Here is a 15,131-nt window from a genome sequence, read left to right on the forward strand (position 1 = left end):
GAACTGGAACCGGTGTTCGCACAACGCGACGATCCCTCGGGTCGTCACCATTTCGGCTCCCGCATCGTGTTCGCTCGTGATGGCAGTCTTTTCGTCGGCTTGGGCGACCGTTTCTTTCATCGTGACCAGGCGCAGACCCTGGACAACCATCTTGGCAAGGTGGTGCGGGTGATGGCCGACGGTGCCATTCCGGATGACAACCCGTTCGTCGGCCAAGCCCGAGTGCTGCCCGAGATCTGGTCCTACGGCCATCGCAACATCCAGGGTGCGGCCCTGCATCCCGAAACTGGCGTGTTGTGGACGCACGAACATGGTCCGCAGGGTGGTGATGAAGTGAACATTGGCGTGGCGGGTGCCAACTACGGCTGGCCTGTCGTGACTTACGGTCGCGAATACATGACCGGTGCGCGCATCGGTGAGGCCACTGAAAGGGATGATGTCGAGGCGCCGGTCGTGCAGTGGACGCCCTCGATCGCGCCGTCCGGCATGGCCTTCTATACCGCCGATCGGATACCGGAGTGGCAGGGCAACCTCTTCGTCGGCGCCTTGCGCGGACAGTCACTGTTTCGCCTGGTACTCGACGGAGATCAAGTCGTGCATCAGGAGCGACTGCTGACCGAGCTGAACAGCCGTATCCGCGATGTGCGTCAGGGGCCGGACGGGCTGCTCTATCTGCTCGACGAGTCGAACGGGCGGATTCTGCGGATCGAGCCGGCCGGCTGAGTCGCACGCTCCTGCGTCGAGGCGCCTGTCCCGACTGTCGGACGCGCCAAACTGTGACGAAGTGCTTAATGCTCGGATGCGACTTCGGGCAAGATGCCGCCCTTCCCAACGGTTACTACGCTTGCCGATGATTTCGAGTTCCGCCCGGCGTCGTCTGGCGCTTTTCGCTTCGGCGACATTATTCACGCTGCTCGTCACCGCGCTCTCGCGATACTCGTCGCCGTCCGGAGAGGCGTCGCTGATCTGGCCGGTCACCGGTCTCGTGGTCGGATTCTCGCTGGCCGCGGGGCGTTTCTGGGCTGCGCCGGTCGCTGTCGGCGCCTTTGCCTGGGCGGCGATGGCTGGATTGACCCCAGTCCTGTGGGCGCTGCTGGTGCTGGAGGTTCTGGTCACGGCCTGGGTCGTCGGTGCCTGGCCGGACCGGCTTCCTCTCATCGGAGTGAGCGCTTTTCGGCGACTGATGACCGTCTACTTTCGCGGCGCCATTCTTGGTGCCGGCGTCGCAGCGGTCATCGGCGGTGGCGCGCTGGCATGGAGCGGACTCTACCCGGATTACGCTTCGTGGGAGATCGTGCTCGTTTACTGGGTTGCAGCGGCAATCGGCGTCGTCTTGTTCGCTCCCCTGCTGCTCGATGCGCTCGCGCAGCGTGGGCGGTTGGTTGGCGAGGACGGCCTGTTCCTGCGCAAGTGGTCGGTTGCCGCCCTGCTGGTCCTTTTGCTCGCTTTCGTCACACGGGCCGAGTACGGCTGGATGGTCAGCTATCTGCTCGTTCCGCTGCTGATATGGGCAGCCTTGCGATCCTCGCCGATGGTTGTCAATGGCTTGATTGTGCTCGCGGCCATGCTGATGGTCTATATCGGTCGCCGGGCAGTGCCGGAGGACGTGGTCGGCTATGCCGAGCTGGTGCAACTGGTGGTCCAGGTGCTGGCGCTGTCGATCTCGATACAGGTGCTCGCCGCGGTGTCGCGGGAGCGACAACAGATGCTGGTTGCGGCCAAGGAGCGTGCGGTACGCGATCCGCTCACCGGCTTGCTCAACGAGAACGGTCTGCGTGACCGTCTGACCCGAAACGGCCAGGGAGCTGCGACTCTGGTTGTGCTCCGAATCGAGGATTTCGACAGTATCGGCGACATCCTCGGGCATGCGGCTTCGGACGCTTTTGAGCGCTCGATCTCCGCTGAGTTTGCCGATGGCGACCGGGAAGCGGAGTTTGGCCGCATCGGCCGCGGCTTGTATGCCGGCTTCTTGCCGGAGACAGTCGGAGCCGTGAGAGAGCGCATGTTGGCGTTCTACCGACGGATAGATGGTCGCGGTCTGACTCTTCAGGGCAGAACGGTGATGCTTCGCCCGAGCATGAGTCTGGTGCCGGTCGAGGGGGCGGAAAGCGATGGGGTGTTCGCCACCGCGGTCGACAGTGTCTCGGTCGCGCAATGGCTGACCGGCGAGCGCTTCGTCGTGGTCGCCGATCCGGTGGAGATCGCGGCGCAACGACGGCGGCAACATGTTCTGGTGGAAGACATCAAGGCCGCGCTGCTGACACGCGAGCTGGTGCTATACCTTCAGCCTATCAGGCCATTGAACGACACACACGGACACGGGCTGCATGGTGAGGTGTTGTTGCGATGGAAACGTGCCGATGGTCGCGTGATTGCGCCGGGGGAGTTTCTGGGTGCGGCCGAGTCCGCTGGCCTCATGGGGGCGATCGATCGCTACGTGATCGACCGGTTGTTCGAACACATTGTGCGCAACCGGCGGGCGGCAGGCCGGATTCGAAAATTCGCAATCAACTTGTCAGGTAGCTCGGTGTCGGACCCCACCTTGCCGGACTGGATCGCCGAGAGGATCCAGGCACACAAGATCGATCCCGAGATATTGTGTTTCGAGCTGACCGAATCCCAGGCCATCGCCAATCGCGATGCCGCGTTGCGTCTGATCCGGGCTCTGCGGGCCGTCGGCGCGAGCGTCTCGCTCGATGACTTCGGCACCGGGCTGGCGACCTTCGACTACCTCAAGTCCTTTCCCTTCGACTATCTCAAGATCGATGGCTCATTCATCCGCAACCTGGAGCAGTCGCCGGTGGATCAGGCCATCGTGGCGTCGATTACCCGGGTCGCGGAGACCCTGTCGCTCAGCACCATCGCCGAGTTCGTCGAAGAGCCGACGACGATCGACTGGTTGCGTGCCCACGGCGTGGACTTCGCCCAGGGATATGCGGTCGGCAGGCCGGAGCCGATCGAGTCGGTTTTCAGCGCGGAGACGGAAGCGAGCCGGTAGCCTGGTTTGAGCGTGCCGTCAGTGCTTTCTGCCGTGGCTGCGAGAATCGGCTATCAGTCGCGTTGAGACTGGTCGGCCTGGCTGCGAAATGCAGGCGGCACCGGCGCGATGCGGCGGGCCGCATAGTCGAAGAAGACGATGCCGGTCTTGCCCCGCGCGACATCGCGTCCGCTTTCGCGCTCGCGCACCCGCCAGACGAGGTCGCAGCCATACTTGTTGAAGTCGAGCGCGCTCATCTCGACCACCAGAGTTTCGCCATGGAAAGCCTCGGAAAGGTATTGCACCGCGGCGTCGGCCACTACGATGCCCACGCCCTCGACATCGGTCTGGCTGTAGCCCATCGACCGAAAGAATCGCTGGCGCGCCTCTGAAACCAGGGTCAGCAGCAGGGCGTTATCGACATGACCCGCATGGTTGATATGGGTGAGGTAGATTTCGAGTTCGGTTGAAAACGCGTGTTGTTCAGGTTGTTCAATGTTGATGCGTGCCACTGGGTGTTCTCCGTCAGCGGGGAGTCGTAGGCGTTTCTGAGGGGCTGGATGTGCGCAAGGCCTGCCAGTTCGCACCGTCCTCGGCAGAGAGCGTCATGCGGTCGCCGACCACGTCGCCGACAAGCACATGCTCCGCAATTTGAAAGCTCACGCGGCTGCCGTCGACTCGTCCCCTGAAAACCGCTATCTCGTTCCCGTCAACGGTCGCAGTGCCACCGATCATCTGGAAGCTTTGCTCGAACTCCAGGGTGCCGAAAGCTTCGCCTTCCTGCGTGAGTTCCCAGTGTCCTTCCACGCGCGTCGGTACGGTCCATGCGTAGATGTTGACCGAGCCCATCGGTGCCTGACGGTCCGGCACCCAGGCGCCCATGTCGAAGACGTGCGAGACTACCCGGCTGCCCGGCGCCAAGGTCTCCAGGATGCGCTGGCGCAGGCGCAGGTTGATGTCCTGAGTGAGATACAGCGTCAGCACCGTTGCGGCCGAGAAATCCTTGTCGAACAAGTCTCCTTGCTCGAAGCTCGTGCGATCGGCCACGCCTGCAGCGAGTGCGTTCTCCTGCGCTTCGGCCACGCGCTGCGGGTCGAGATCGATGCCCTCGGCGCTGCGCGCGCCGCGGTCGCGCACCGCTGCGATGACGATGCGTCCGTCACCTGAACCCAAGTCAATCAGATGATCCTCCGGCCCAACTTCACCCATTTCCAGCATGCTGGCGACGATCTCGTATGGCGTGGGCACGAAGGGCACGTCGAGCCTGATTTCGGGCTCGGGGGGGACTGCCGACGTGCTGCCGCTTGTGGCACCCGCGGGCGTGCGGTCGCTGCAGGCGGTGATCGTTGCCGCGAGCGCGAAGGCAAGCGGCATATGGAACAAGTGGAAGGTGCGGCGATGGCCGGTCATGCAGGTTCCTGAACGGGAGGTGAAGCGGATCCGACGATCAAGCGTCGCGGAAGCAGGCGAAAGGGTATCCATGTTACATGGGGTTCAGGGGCGCTGAGAAACGCGGGCTCACACCTGCCGCTCCGAACACGGGATAATCCCGCGTCAGAAGGCGCTGTTCACCGATGACGGATGCCGCGCAACGTAACGGAGATATTCGATGAGTTTCGACAGACGTCGTGTCTTGATTGCCTTGGGCGGTTTGACGCTCGCAGCATGCTCTGGAATCCGGGGTGGACCGTTCGAGGCCCCGACGGTGACGCTGGACAGTTTCCGCTTGTTGCCGAGCGAGGGGCTGTCGCCGCGCTTTCTCATCGGTCTGCGGGTGATCAACCCGAATCCGGTGGCGATCGACCTTCGCGGCATCAGCTATGACGTCGAGCTGGAGGGTCAGCGCCTGCTTACCGGTGTTGCCGGCAATCTCGCGAGAGTGCCGCCCTATGCAGAGTCCGAGATCGAGTTGCAGGCCGGGGTGAATCTCCTTGGCAGTATCCGCCTGCTCAACGACTTGCTCACCGACGCCAGTCGCGATCGCCTCGCCTACGTTTTCCGGGCCCGTCTGGACGTCGCCGGCCTGCCGCAACGGCTGACGCTCGAGGAGACTGGCGAGCTTACGCTCTTCGGCGCGGGGGGCCGTTGATGAGGGCCTCAGAGCCGAGCGGTTCCTGCCGGGGGCCTGTGTGCGCCATCCGCTGAGTCACTGGCTGCTGCTTTTCGCGCTGGTCGCGATGTGGGGCAGCTCCTTTCTGCTGACCAAGATCGCGGTGGGCAGCCTCGCACCGGCGCAGGTGGTGACCGGGCGGCTGGTGCTTGCCGCCCTGGTGCTCGCAGTGGTCGCGGTGGTGCTCGGGCGAGGCATGCCCAGAGGCGGTCGCGCCTGGCTCCACCTCGGCTTGATGGCAGTCGTGGGCAATGTGCTGCCGTTCATGCTCATCACCTGGGGGCAGCAACGGGTCGACAGCGGGCTTGCCGGCATTCTGATGGCGGTGATGCCGCTCGCTACCCTGGTTCTTGCGCATTTTTTCGTGGACGGCGAGCGCTTGCGGCGAAACCGGATCATCGGTTTCCTGATCGGCTTCGTCGGTATCGTTGTATTGGTCGGCCCGCAGGCGCTTGTTCAGCTGGGCGGATCCGGAGAGATCCTGGTCGCGCAACTGGCCATTCTCGGCGGTGCGTTCGCCTATGCGGTCAACACGATTCTCGCGCGCCATCGGCCCGCGGCGGATGTCTGGATTACTTCTGCGGCGGTACTCGGTTTCGCCGCGCTGCTCAGCATGCCGATGAGTGTGCCGCTGGGAGTGCCTGCCGATGTGCCTCAAGGGGCATTGATGGCGGTCGCAACCCTCGGTCTGGTCTCGACCGCGGCTGCTACGGTGGGCTATTTCAGGCTGGTCACGCTGGCCGGGCCGACCTTTCTGTCTCAGATCAACTATTTGATCCCCCTTTGGGCGGTCGGCATGGGTATGCTGTTCTTGGGCGAGCGCCCGCAATGGAACGCAGTGGCGGCGCTGTTGCTCATTCTGGCCGGCATTGCCTTTGCCCAGCGTGAATGAACCGGCCGGCCTCTCTGACGAACCGGTCGGGCACACGGGTGTCAGTCGGATGATTGGTTTGTTCCTTGTGTTTACGTCTGGAGTTTTCTTGAAGGTTTCGCAACGGCCCCAAGCCACCTGGTGGCGCATTCGCGGAGTGCTTGCTCTCCTTGTCATGACAAGCGTTGCGGCGTGTGGAGGAGAAGCGCCGACGGCGACGACCCTTTCTGCGGGGCCGCTGGTGCCGGTGGCCGCCATAGAGATCCAGCCGCGCGACCTGTACCGTCAGTTGTCGGTTTCCGGAACCGTCGAAGCACGGGTGCGGGTCAGGGTTCCCACGCGTAGTGCCGGCCTGGTCGAAACCGTCACGGTCGAGGAGGGGGAGCATGTCGCCGCGGGGCGGGTGCTCGCCACACTGGATTTGTCCGAAGCACGGGCCGAGCTCGTGCGCGCCAGAGCCGAGGAAAACTCCGCCCGTCTGGAGTTCAGGCGTGCCAGCGAGCTGCGCGAACGCGGCGCGGTCAGCGCTTCGCAACTCGATGCCGCGCGGGTGGCGCTGGAGGTTGCCGAGAGTGAGCGCGCGCTTTGGGAAACTCGGGTGGGCTTCGCGACGGTTGCGGCGCCGATCGCGGGCGTGGTGTCTGCACGACATGTCGAACCCGGTGAGGCGGTGCAGGCTCAGGCAACCCTCTTCGAACTGACCGCGCTCGACGAGCTCGTGGTGAGGGTCGGTGTCTCGGAGCTCGATGTCGTGCATCTGGGCGTTGGCCAGACCCTGGCGGTGCATATCGATGCCCTGCCCGCGTTGGAGCTCGTCGGTACGGTTCGCCGCATTTTTCCAGTCGCGGAGTCCGTGAGCCGGCAGACCACGGTCGAGATTGCCTTGCCCGGCGAGGCCGCGGGGCTCGGGGTGCGCCCAGGCTTTCTTGCGCGTGTCAGGGCGCGAGTCGATCAACGCCTCGACGTGCTCGTGGTGCCGGTCGCTGCAGTGGGTGCGGACGATGACGGGCACTACGTGTTCGCGATCGACGACGGCGCGCTCGTTCGACGCAACATCGAGATCGGCGTGACCCGGGCCGAGTGGGTGGAGGTGGCGGCTGGACTCCGCGTGGGCGAAAAGGTGCTCGCCAGCAATCCGATCGAGATGCGCGCCGGGCAGGCGGTGCGCGTCGTGAGCATGAGGAATGGCGCCGATGTCAGGTGAGCGGCATGCGCGCACTCGCACCGGCGGTCTGGCCGCGCTGGCCATCTCGCGACCGGTCGGCACCATGGCCCTGGCGTCGGTGGTGTTTGTGCTCGGTTTCTTCTTCCTGCGTCAGCTGCCTATCGACCTGTTGCCCGAGATCGAGTACCCGCAGATTCGCGTCACGGTGACCTATCCGGGTGTCGCGCCGGAGGTCGTGGAGGAGCAGGTCACGCGGGTGCTCGAACGCAGCCTCGCGGCCACCGAGGGGGTGACCAGCATCCAGAGTCGCGTGTGGGAGGGTCGGACCGACGTCGACCTGACCTTCGAGTTCGGGACCAATCTGGACTTCGCGCTGCAGGACGCGGCGCGCTATCTCGAGCAGGCCCGCTCACGGATGCCGGGCGATATCAACCCGCCGCGCATCCGCAAATTCGATCCCGGGCAGACACCGGTCTGGGAGGGCGGGTTCGGCTCGAATGTGCGCAGTGAGGCGGAAGTGCGCGAGTGGGTCGAAAACAGCCTGATGCCGCAATTGATCTCGATTGCGGGTGTGTCTTCGGTCGAGGCCAGTGGTGGCATGGTGCGTGAGATGGAGGTGGTGGTCGATCAGGAGCGCTTGCGCTCCTATGGGCTCACCCTCGCCGACGTCGTCAGCAGCCTGGCGGCGGAGAACGTCGAGATCGCCGGCGGCCGCATGACTTCGGAGGTTTTCGACGTTTCGGTGAAGACCGAAGGCAAGTTCACCAGCGCGGCCGAGATCGACAACGTGCTGCTGAGGTTGCCCGGCACCGCCCGCAGCATTCGCCTGGCCGAAGTGGCGCAGGTGCGCGACGGCCATCGCGAGCAGCGGGTGTTTGCGCGGCTCGATGGCGTGCCCTCGACCCAGGTGCAGGTCTTCAAGCTGATCGGCACCAACACGGTACAGGTGGCCGACGAGGTGCAGGAGACGCTCGTGCGCCTCGAGCGCTCCGGATTTATCCCGCCCGACATCCAGTACCAGATGTTCCGCGACCAGACCTACTTCATTCGTGGCGCCCTGACCAGCGTGGGCTCGGCGGCGCTGCTCGGCGGTATGCTTGCGATGCTGGTGGTGCTGCTGTTTCTCGCCAGCTTGCGCAAGGGCTTCATCATCGGCCTGTCGATCCCGATCGCACTGATGGCGACCTTCAGCCTCATGGGAGTGGGCGGGCTGACGCTGAACATCATCAGTCTTGGCGGACTTGCCCTCGGTGTCGGGCTTCTGCTCGACAACGCCATCGTCGTGCTGGAGAACATCTCGCGCCATCGTGAGAAGCTCGGCAAGCCAGCGCTCGAGGCCGCCCGCGAAGGCACGGCGGAGGTCGTTACGGCCATCACCGCCGGCACCCTCACCAACCTCGCGGCGGTAGTCCCGTTTCTGTTGGTGACGGGTGTCGCCGCGCTGGTGTTCCGCGAAATGATCCTGACGATCACCTTCGCCATCGTCGCGACGCTGGCGGCAGCACTCACGGTGGTGCCAATGCTCGCCGCCCAGCTCGGCCGGGTGCGTTTCCAGAGCGGTCTGAATCGCAGCCTGCCCTTGCGTGCCTTCGGTGGCCTCATCGACTGGCTGACCGGGGTTTACCGTGCTTTGCTGCCCTGGATATTGCGCCTGCGCTGGCTGGTGCTTGCCGCGGCTGCGGCTTCGTTGGTGGGTGCAGCGTGGTTGTTCTCGCAGCTCGGCAACGAATTCCTGCCGCCAATGGACGACGGCAACGTCTACGTCCGTGTGGCGCTGCCCCAAGGGACGCCCCCTGAAGACACGCAGGCCATGGCGCGGCAGGTCGAAGACGTGTTGCGCGGCATGCCGCATGTGCAGAGTGTGTTCACCTTGGCCGGCGGGTCGCTATGGGGCGGGGTCGTCAATGAGCGCTCCGGACTGGCGCAGTTCCTGGTCCAGCTCGTGAGCGTTGACGACCGTCCCGATGTGCCGGCCGGACAATGGATTCTCGATGCCCAGCGCGAGATCCGTGCGCTGGAACTGCCCGGCGCCCGAATCTTCGCCCGGCCGCCGGTGATTCGCGGCTTGCGTTTCACCGCCACCGGTAACGATCTCGCGATCGGCGTCGTCGGCCCGGATCTCGATGTTCTCAGATTGCTGGCGCGCGAGGTGGCGGCACGACTGGACGGTGTGCCGGGCCTCGAGGGCGTCGATGCCGGCACCGACGACCAGAGTCCGCTGGTTCGTGTCAGGGTGGATCGCGAACGTGCGGCCGAATTCGGTCTCAGCGTCGCAGACGTCGGGCGGGCGATTCGCGACGCGGTGGACGGCGCGGTGCCCACGCGGTTCACGTCCGGCAGTCAGGAGTACGACGTCAGGGTGCGGCTTCCAGGCGCTGCGGTGGGCGACACCGAGGTGCTCGGCAATCTTCTGGTTGCGCGCGGCAACGGCAGCGCGGTGTTGCTGCGCGACGTAGTCCACTTCGAGCTTGGGACGGGGCCGGCGACGATTCTGCGCGAGAACCAGAGCCGGATCATGCGTGTCGTGGCCGACATCAACACCTCGGTCGCCGATGCCGGCACGGTGATGCGCGAGGTCGAGTCGCGCCTGGCCGACCTTGCGTTGCCAGAGCAATACGGGCTGCTGTTCGGAGGACAGTGGGAAACGATCGAGCAAAGCAATCGCGAGCTGACGCTGGTGATCATGCTCGCGGTGTTTCTGGTGTTCGTTGTGCTCGCGGTGCAGTACGACCGGCTCGCCAACCCGCTGGTCATCATCACCGCCGCGCCGCTGTCGCTGGTCGGCGTGTCCATCATCCTCACGCTGACCGCGACCCCGGTTTCCGCGCCGGTATTGCTCGGTGGCATTCTGCTCATTGGGATCGTCGTGAACAACGCGATTCTGCTCGTCGAGTACATTGAGATCGGCCGTCGCAACGGGCTGGCGATGCGGGACGCCATCGTCGAGGCTGGCAGCGTGCGCTTGCGCCCGATTCTGATGACCACCTCCACGACCGCCATGGGCATGCTCCCGCTGGCCATTGGCCTGGGGGAGGGCGGCGAGATCATGCGCCCGCTGGCCTTGTCGGTGATCGGCGGGCTGACCAGTTCGATGATCCTGACCCTGATCGTCGTGCCCTGTCTCTATCTGATTCTGGTGGGAAGCGCGGAGCGTTTGGGTGCGTGGTTGACAGGAAGAGCGCCGGATCGGGATGACAAACTCGGGCAAACCGAAAGCTGAAATCTGCTGACCGCGAGGGACGGGTGAGTGTCACTCCGCCCCGGGTGCGTCCATATCGAACGACGAAAAGCGGTCGCGACCGCCGGCCTTGGCTTCATACAGCCGTCGATCGGCCAAGGAGATCATGGACGCAAGCTTGAAGTCGAGTCCCGGCTCTTCTGAGTTGACGATGCCAGCGCTGATCGTGACGTTAATGGATTGACCTTCGTACTCGAACTGATGATTACGGATCATTTCCAGGAGGCGCTCGAAAAGCCGGTGGGTCTGTTCGCGGTTGACCTTGACTGCGATGACGATGAACTCCTCTCCGCCGTAGCGACCAACCAGATCCTGCTCTCTGAAACCTCGCTTGAGGATTCCTGCCATTTCACGCAGGACCAGATCTCCGGCCGGATGGCCGTGGCGATCGTTGATTCGCTTGAAGTGATCGACATCGATCATCGCCACGCTGAACTTCGAACGATCGATGACATGGCGTTTGAGCACGTCCTCGAGACGACGCATCATGTAGCGGCGGTTGAACAACTGGGTCAACTCGTCGTGGGTGGATTCGTGGTATCGAAGGTTCTCGACTTGCTTGCGGCTCGTGATGTCGATGATCAGGCCTTCGATGAACGTGCCGGTGCGCGCATCCTCGAGCACGACACCCTGCTCGAAGACCCACTTCTGCTTGCCGTCCGCTGTATTGATCGGGTACTCAAGCTTCGCAGGTTGTGCGGTCTCGCGTGCCTCAGCCCATGACTGCGCGCAGTAATCGCGATAGGCAGGGTCGATCAGATCGACAAAGGCCACCTCGCGATTATTAACCAGCATCTGCGGTTCGTAGCCGGTCAACTCACGGCAACCCTCCGAGACGAATTGCATGGTCCATTTTTCGTCGAAGCGGCACTTGTAAGCCATGCCGGGCAGGTTGGCCAGCAGAACCGCCTTGCTGCGCTCGCTTTCGGCCAGCGCACGGTTGAGCTGGCGCAGGCGATAGTTCCAAAGCAGAACCAGTGAAACAACAAGCAGGATGCCGGCCACGATGCGCAGCACGTAGGTGTAGTCAAAGGGCTGGATCACCGTTATGTTGATGTGCCTGTTGGCGATCTGCTCGCGCTCCTGAGGCGTAATCGTGGCAATGCCCTTGTTCAGGATGTCGCGCAGCATGGGTTCGGTCTCGAGTACGCCCATGCGCAGCCTGTTTTCATACTGCTGTGGCGCCTGCCCGTTGATTCTGAGGTTGAACCAGCCTTCGCTTCGAATCGTGTAAGCCGAGACTGCGAGCGAGCGCAAGGTGAGGTCGGCTTTGCGCTCTTCCAGCATACGGAAGACATCGCGCTCACTCGGCACGGTGACAATCCGCAAATTCGGAAAGTCACGACGAACGCGCTCCTCGATAGCCGTACCCGAGGGCAACACCATGACCCTCTCGTCGAGCGAGCGGGCATCCGCAATAAAGGGGTGTTCTTCCCTTGTGATGAATACGTTCGGGTCGACGAACAGCGGCTCGGTGAAGATGAGCCACTCCTCGCGCGCAGGCGTCTGGTTCAGGAAGGGCAGAACAAGTACCTGGCCGGAGCGGGACAGTGCGATCGCCTCGTCCCAGTCCGAAGGAACAACGTAGTTGAACTCAATGCCCAGTCGCTCGGCGATCAGGTCCAGCAGGTCGGCCGCGATCCCGGTGAAACTGCCGTCAGCTTCGATGTATTCGAACGGCTTCCAGTCCGGGTCAGGGGCGACGGTGACAGGCCCAAGCTGAGCCAGATAGGCTCTTTCTTCGACGGACAGCGGAACGCGGCGCTCGGGGTCGGCATGCGAGCTGGCTGACAGGATGACGAGCAAAAACAACAGGGCGGCTTTCAAGACTGCAGACTGCTCCGATCCAGCGTTCGACCCGTAGGGGAGTCTAAGCATTTATTTCCGTAACGCGTTCCAAAGCCGCCAAGGCTTCACTCCGTGCCATCTATTCAAATCCGGCGGCCCGAGGGCGCGCCGGATGACTTGCTTAATTCACCGCGTCAGGCCGATCAACGCGTAATCGGCTTATAGCGGATGCGCCGTGGCTTGGCAGCTTCCTCGCCCAGACGTTTCCTCTTGTCGTCCTCGTACTCGCGGAAGTTGCCTTCGAAGAAGGTCCACTGCGATTCGCCCTCGGCGGCGAGGATGTGGGTGCAGATCCGGTCGAGAAACCAGCGGTCGTGCGAGATGATCAACGCGCAGCCGGCGAACTCGAGCAGCGCGTCTTCAAGCGCGCGCAGGGTCTCGACGTCCAGGTCGTTTGAGGGCTCGTCGAGCAGTAGCACGTTGCCGCCGGCGATCAGCGTCTTGGCCAGATGCAGGCGTCCACGCTCACCGCCCGAGAGGTTGCCGACGATCTTCTGCTGGTCACCGCCCTTGAAGTTGAAACGGCCGATGTAGGCACGGCTGGGCATTTCGAACTTGCCGACGGTGAGCACATCGGCGCCTTCGGCAATTGCCTCGAACACCGTCTTGTCGTTCGCCAGGCCTTCACGGCTCTGGTCGACTGCGGCGATCTTCACCGTGGGCCCGACCACGACTTCGCCCGAATCCGGCGTGTCCAGCCCCTGGATCAGCTTGAACAGCGTCGATTTACCGGCGCCGTTCGGGCCGATCACGCCGACGATCGCACCCGGCGGCACGCTGAAGCTGACTTTGTCCATCAGCAGCTTGTCGCCAAAGCCTTTGCTGACCCCGTTGAACTCGATGACCTTGTCGCCGAGGCGCTCGCCCGGCGGGATGAAGATTTCCTGGGTTTCGTTGCGGCGCTGGTACTCGACGCTGGCCATTTCCTCGTAGCGCGCCAGACGCGCCTTCGACTTGGCCTGGCGGGCCTTGGGGTTGGAGCGCGCCCACTCCAGTTCCTGCTTCATCGCCTTCATGTGGGCGGCTTCCTGCTTGGCTTCCTGCGCCAGGCGGTCACCTTTCTGCTCCAGCCAGGAGGAGTAGTTGCCCTTCCAGGGAATGCCGTGGCCACGGTCGAGTTCGAGAATCCACTCGGCCGCGTTGTCGAGGAAGTAGCGGTCGTGGGTGACCGCCACGACGGTGCCGGGGAAGCGGGTGAGGAACTGCTCCAGCCACTCCACCGACTCGGCGTCGAGGTGGTTGGTGGGCTCGTCGAGCAACAGCATGTCCGGGCGGGACAGCAGCAGCTTGCACAGCGCGACCCGGCGCTTCTCGCCACCAGAGAGGTTGCCGATCACCGCATCCCAGGGCGGCAAGCGCAGCGCGTCGGCGGCGATTTCCATCTGGGTTTCGACGTCGTTGCCCGCTGCGGCGAGCACGTTCTCGTACTTCGCCTGCTCCTCGGCCAGCTTGTCGAAGTCGGCATCCGGTTCAGCGTAAGCGGCGTAGATCTCCTCGAGCTTCTGGCGGGCCTCGACGATCTCACCGAGGCCGGACTCCACCTCGTCCTTGACCGTCTTGGCCGGATCGAGCTCGGGCTCCTGCGGCAGGTAGCCGATGCGCACGCCGGGCTGCCACTGCACCTCGCCGTCGTATTCCTTGTCCGCGCCGGCCATGATGCGCAACACCGTGGACTTGCCCGAGCCATTGAGGCCGAGCAGGCCAATCTTGGCGCCGGGGAAGAAAGAGAGGGAAATATCCTTGATGATCTGACGCTTGGGCGGAACAACCTTGTTCACGCGCAGCATCGACATGACGTATTGGGCCATGAAGTATCCGGTCCGGTTGGTTTGCGACGGGGCAGAGCTTAACACTGCCGGCGACGCCGATCACGCCCCGTGCCCCGTCCTCATCGATATAAGGCGATCAAGCTGTCAGTCTGCCCATTCAAGCTGGTAGCTCAGGTCGTGACCGCATTGCTCTGAATACTTCCGGATGGACTTGCGTGTGAGCTTCAGCTTGACCGCCGGGGTGAGCAGCAAGTCACTGACTTGTCCAAACAAGGTACGGGTCTCGCCCAACGGAGCCGTGTTCGTGTTCGGAAAGCTGACCTCGACCCTGGCCTGCCGCTGACCCGCGCGATCCAGCAAGCTGGAGAGTCTTTCGAACATCTGCAGCAGCGGATCAGACCGATGCGTCGACCGGTTGGCCGACGGCATGAAGTCGACGAAGTGCATCAGGTGGTAGTTCAGGTTGATCCAGAGGTTGTCGGCGTCGATTCGCAGCGGCTCGTTGTCAATCACCCGATGGCACTGCAGGGCCTTGAGCTTGTCGAGGCGGTGGAGGTTCCGTTCAAGCTCATCGAGCAGCCCGGTGTAGAACAACCTCAGAACCGAGGGAAAGGCCTCTACCTGTATCGCCTCGAACTCGCTCAACAACGCCTTCAACCTGGGCAGCTTGTCCGCCTCCATGGCGAAGGTGTTGGTCGCAGTTCCAAGAATCGAATGCAGCAGGGCCACGTTCGGCGAATGCCCTGGATAGTGGCGGGCCGCGTAATCGTGGCAGAACACCAAGTGTTCAAGGAAGGAGCCGTCAGCATGCTCCATGCTGAAGTCGCACTCCTCCTTCATGAACCGGACAAGCCTCTCGTCGATCTTCGGCGCGGGTTGGGTGGCCTGCACAGCAGCATAGGCCGCCTCGATTTCGGCCGCGAACGTGCGATCCCAGACCAACTCCCTGGCCAGCCTCTCGTGCATTGCCTTGCGGGCAATGCCTTCCAACCCCTTGAAGATGGTGCGGTTCAAATCGAAACCCGCCATGGGCTGCACCTTCACATGGCCCGCGTGGTCTACCGCGCCCCCCATGGTGATCGCCGCCTTGCGCTGCAAATTCAGCCTTGCGATCAATTCTTCGCGGTCCTCAGTGGTGTTTGTCTCCATGCCG

Annotated in this window: 11 protein-coding genes; 6 read left to right on the forward strand and 5 right to left on the reverse strand. The window is 63.5% G+C overall.

The window, feature by feature from the left end; genetic code table 11:
• Window positions 1-723, forward strand: a 723-nt coding sequence (locus tag GPA21_RS07365; RefSeq protein WP_168987558.1) for a PQQ-dependent sugar dehydrogenase, incomplete at its 5' end; no start/stop codon positions are given.
• Between the two features lie 127 nt (window positions 724-850).
• Window positions 851-2,998, forward strand: a complete 2,148-nt coding sequence (locus tag GPA21_RS07370) for an EAL domain-containing protein (RefSeq protein ID WP_168987559.1) — start codon at window positions 851-853, stop codon at window positions 2,996-2,998.
• A gap of 53 nt (window positions 2,999-3,051) precedes the next feature.
• Here GPA21_RS07370 and GPA21_RS07375 read toward each other — a convergent pair whose 3' ends face one another.
• Together GPA21_RS07375 and GPA21_RS07380 are read right to left on the reverse strand one after the other, a co-directional pair.
• Window positions 3,052-3,489 (reverse strand): thioesterase family protein, encoded by a 438-nt coding sequence (locus tag GPA21_RS07375; RefSeq protein WP_168987560.1) that lies wholly within the window; start codon window positions 3,487-3,489, stop codon window positions 3,052-3,054.
• Between the two features lie 13 nt (window positions 3,490-3,502).
• The gene (locus GPA21_RS07380) at window positions 3,503-4,387 is read right to left on the reverse strand and encodes an SAM-dependent methyltransferase (protein WP_211163480.1); all 885 of its coding nucleotides are present in this window, start codon (window positions 4,385-4,387) and stop codon (window positions 3,503-3,505) included.
• 199 nt (window positions 4,388-4,586) lie between these two features.
• Between GPA21_RS07380 and GPA21_RS07385 the strand changes: the two genes are divergently transcribed.
• The 4 genes from GPA21_RS07385 (at window position 4,587) to GPA21_RS07400 (ending at window position 10,343) form a co-directional block, all read left to right on the forward strand.
• Window positions 4,587-5,066, forward strand: coding sequence for an LEA/WHy family protein (locus GPA21_RS07385; protein ID WP_168987561.1), 480 nt, complete (start codon window positions 4,587-4,589; stop codon window positions 5,064-5,066).
• 40 nt (window positions 5,067-5,106) lie between these two features.
• Window positions 5,107-5,979, forward strand: coding sequence for an EamA family transporter (locus GPA21_RS07390; protein ID WP_168987562.1), 873 nt, complete (start codon window positions 5,107-5,109; stop codon window positions 5,977-5,979).
• 88 nt (window positions 5,980-6,067) lie between these two features.
• Window positions 6,068-7,162: an efflux RND transporter periplasmic adaptor subunit gene (locus tag GPA21_RS07395; protein ID WP_211163481.1), complete on the forward strand. Its 1,095-nt coding sequence runs from the start codon at window positions 6,068-6,070 to the stop codon at window positions 7,160-7,162.
• A complete protein-coding gene (locus tag GPA21_RS07400) occupies window positions 7,152-10,343 on the forward strand; it encodes an efflux RND transporter permease subunit (RefSeq protein WP_168987564.1) in 3,192 nt (1,063 codons plus the stop codon). Before GPA21_RS07395 ends, GPA21_RS07400 begins: the two co-directional genes overlap by 11 nt.
• Before the next feature lie 30 nt (window positions 10,344-10,373).
• Here the strand turns inward: GPA21_RS07400 and GPA21_RS07405 are convergent, their stop codons facing one another.
• The 3 genes from GPA21_RS07405 to GPA21_RS07415 all read right to left on the reverse strand — a co-directional run bounded on the left by GPA21_RS07405 (window position 10,374) and on the right by GPA21_RS07415 (window position 15,127).
• Complete coding sequence (locus GPA21_RS07405; RefSeq protein WP_168987565.1) at window positions 10,374-12,188, reverse strand: diguanylate cyclase; 1,815 nt, start codon at window positions 12,186-12,188, stop codon at window positions 10,374-10,376.
• Window positions 12,189-12,352: 164 nt separating this feature from the next.
• Window positions 12,353-14,017, reverse strand: a complete 1,665-nt coding sequence (gene ettA, locus GPA21_RS07410) for an energy-dependent translational throttle protein EttA (RefSeq protein WP_168987566.1) — start codon at window positions 14,015-14,017, stop codon at window positions 12,353-12,355.
• 105 nt (window positions 14,018-14,122) lie between these two features.
• A complete protein-coding gene (locus GPA21_RS07415; RefSeq protein WP_168987567.1) occupies window positions 14,123-15,127 on the reverse strand; it encodes a hypothetical protein in 1,005 nt (334 codons plus the stop codon).
• Window positions 15,128-15,131: the final 4 nt, after the last annotated feature.

Origin of the sequence: Azoarcus taiwanensis (assembly GCF_012910885.1) — a bacterium.
In the GTDB taxonomy this organism is placed as follows: Bacteria; Pseudomonadota; Gammaproteobacteria; order Burkholderiales; family Rhodocyclaceae; genus Azoarcus_F; species Azoarcus_F taiwanensis.

Excerpts from the sequence above, each read along its gene's own strand:
- GPA21_RS07415 (WP_168987567.1), bottom strand. The coding sequence starts at position 15,127 with ATGGAGACAAACACCACTGAGGACCGCGAAGAATTGATCGCAAGGCTG.
- GPA21_RS07400 (WP_168987564.1), top strand. The coding sequence starts at position 7,152 with ATGTCAGGTGAGCGGCATGCGCGCACTCGCACCGGCGGTCTGGCCGCG.
- GPA21_RS07380 (WP_211163480.1), bottom strand. The coding sequence starts at position 4,387 with ATGACCGGCCATCGCCGCACCTTCCACTTGTTCCATATGCCGCTTGCC.
- ettA (WP_168987566.1), bottom strand. The coding sequence starts at position 14,017 with ATGGCCCAATACGTCATGTCGATGCTGCGCGTGAACAAGGTTGTTCCG.
- GPA21_RS07370 (WP_168987559.1), top strand. The coding sequence starts at position 851 with ATGATTTCGAGTTCCGCCCGGCGTCGTCTGGCGCTTTTCGCTTCGGCG.
- GPA21_RS07385 (WP_168987561.1), top strand. The coding sequence starts at position 4,587 with ATGAGTTTCGACAGACGTCGTGTCTTGATTGCCTTGGGCGGTTTGACG.